The organism is Streptomyces sp. NPDC031426 (assembly GCF_055581585.1).
Genome location: NZ_JBVIJE010000104.1, coordinates 1 through 1,811, shown reverse-complemented (window position 1 = coordinate 1,811; position 1,811 = coordinate 1). Strand labels below are relative to the sequence as shown.

Annotated in this window: 1 protein-coding gene and 1 pseudogene; both read left to right on the top strand. The window is 71.6% G+C overall.

Annotation, left to right across the window (positions count from 1 at the left end):
- Window positions 1–513: pseudogene (locus ACZ5NH_RS45470) on the top strand (S1 family peptidase); the annotation flags it as partial.
- A gap of 180 nt (window positions 514–693) precedes the next feature.
- On the top strand, window positions 694–1,811 hold a 1,118-nt coding region (locus ACZ5NH_RS45465), incomplete at its 3' end, for an ALF repeat-containing protein (RefSeq protein WP_468784358.1).

The window sequence follows — 1,811 nt, the reverse complement described above, 5'->3', positions numbered from 1 at the left end:
CACGGCGAGAAGCAGCTCGCCCCGCCGAAGTCCGCCGAATGGAGGGACGACGTCCAGCAGCTGACCGCGGGCCGCTTCACCGCGAACGGCCTGCGGGACGACCTGCTGGTGGTCTGGAAGGACGGTCACGTCTCCGTCTTCGGCGACCTGGCGGTCAACGGGCTGAAGAAGCAGACCCAGGCGGTCGCCAAGAACAAGACCTGGCCCTTCGCCGAGAAGCTCGCCACCGGCTCCTTCACCGGCAAGGACACCGACGACCTGCTGGTGCGCTGGATCGACGGCGAGACCACCATCTACCCCGGCATGACCGGCAAAGCCCTGCCCGCCGAGATCAGGATCCGGCCCGAGAAGTCGTACTGGACCAACGCGGCCGCCCTCACCGTCGGCGCCTTCAGCACCAACACCACCGCCAACGACATCCTCGTCCGCTGGAACGACGGCCACGTCAGCTACTTCACCGGCGTCGACGACAAGGGCCTCCACACCGAGATCCAACTCGCACCCGCCAACTGACCTAGCCGGACACGGCCTTCTCGGGGGCGGCACCCGGACAACCGCCGAGCCGCCCCCCGGCACCGCGCTGCCCAGGAGCCAGTGACCCATGGCCCCAGCGGGTCGGACGAGCGGTGCATCACCCCCCAACCGAAAGAACGAATCGAGTCCGCTGTGACATATCCACGACGCCCACGGCGCGTGGCAGCAGGGGCTCAGCGCGCGATCCGCGTGCTGTGCCTGGGCCTGCTGCCCAGCGCGCTCGTCCTGGGCCTGCTGGGACCCGCGCCTTCCCCCGCCAGAGCCGACGGCACCACCCCCACGAACACCGGTATCTCCGGTGCGCTTCCGGACACCGACCGCGCCAAGGTGGTACGGATGTGGGAGACGGGCGGCCCCGGTGTGCGGGCCGCCGCCGAGGTCGCTCTCGTCGGCAGTGACGACGACGTCAAGAACTTCCTCTCCCAGGCCTCCGACATCGCTGTCCAGGACGAGCGGGTGGCCGTCGCCCAGTTCGCCAGCGTCGGCGGTCTCAGCCTGCAGGAGGCCGCGCGCAAAGCGCTCGACGGGACGCCGGACGATCTGAAGGCGTTCCTGAAGGACGGCTGGAAGGCACCGCTGCAGCAGGACCAGCGGGTCCGTGTCGCACAGATCATCGACGCGGGCGGCCCGGAGGTGCAGAAGGCGGGGCGTGCCGCGCTCAACGGCACTCCCGACGACATCAAGAAGTTCCTCGACAACGACCAGTACAACGACCGGGAGCAGGACGAGCGGGTCGAGGTCGCCCAGATCATCGCGGCGGGCGGACCGAACGTCCAGGCGGCCGGCCGCATCGCCATCAACGGCACCGCCGACGACATCCACGAGTTCCTGCAGGTCGGGCAGTACGTGTCCCGTGCCCACGACCAGGAGCACGCCACGATCGCGCAACTCGCCGACCAGGCGGCCAAGGCGGGCAAGCTGGCCGGGCAGCAGACCCAGGCCGCCAAGGACGCCTCCGCCCGAGCGGTGACCGCGGCAAAGCTGGCGAAGGCAGCGGCGCAGAAGGCCGAGGCCGAGACCGAGGCCGCGCACAAGGACACCCAGCACGCGGCCGCCGCCGCTGCCCGCGCCGCGAGTGCGGCCACGCAGGCCGCGACCGCCGCGCAGACGGCGATCGACGCGGCCAATGCCGCCACCAATGCGGCGCGGGTCGCCGCCAATGCCGCCTCCGCGGCCGCCGCTGCCGCCGACGGTGCCGCCCAGGCCGCCTCACAGGCGCGCGACGCGGCCGCGAACGCGGCCGTCGACGCCGGCCAGGCAGGTGCCGCCCGCAAGGC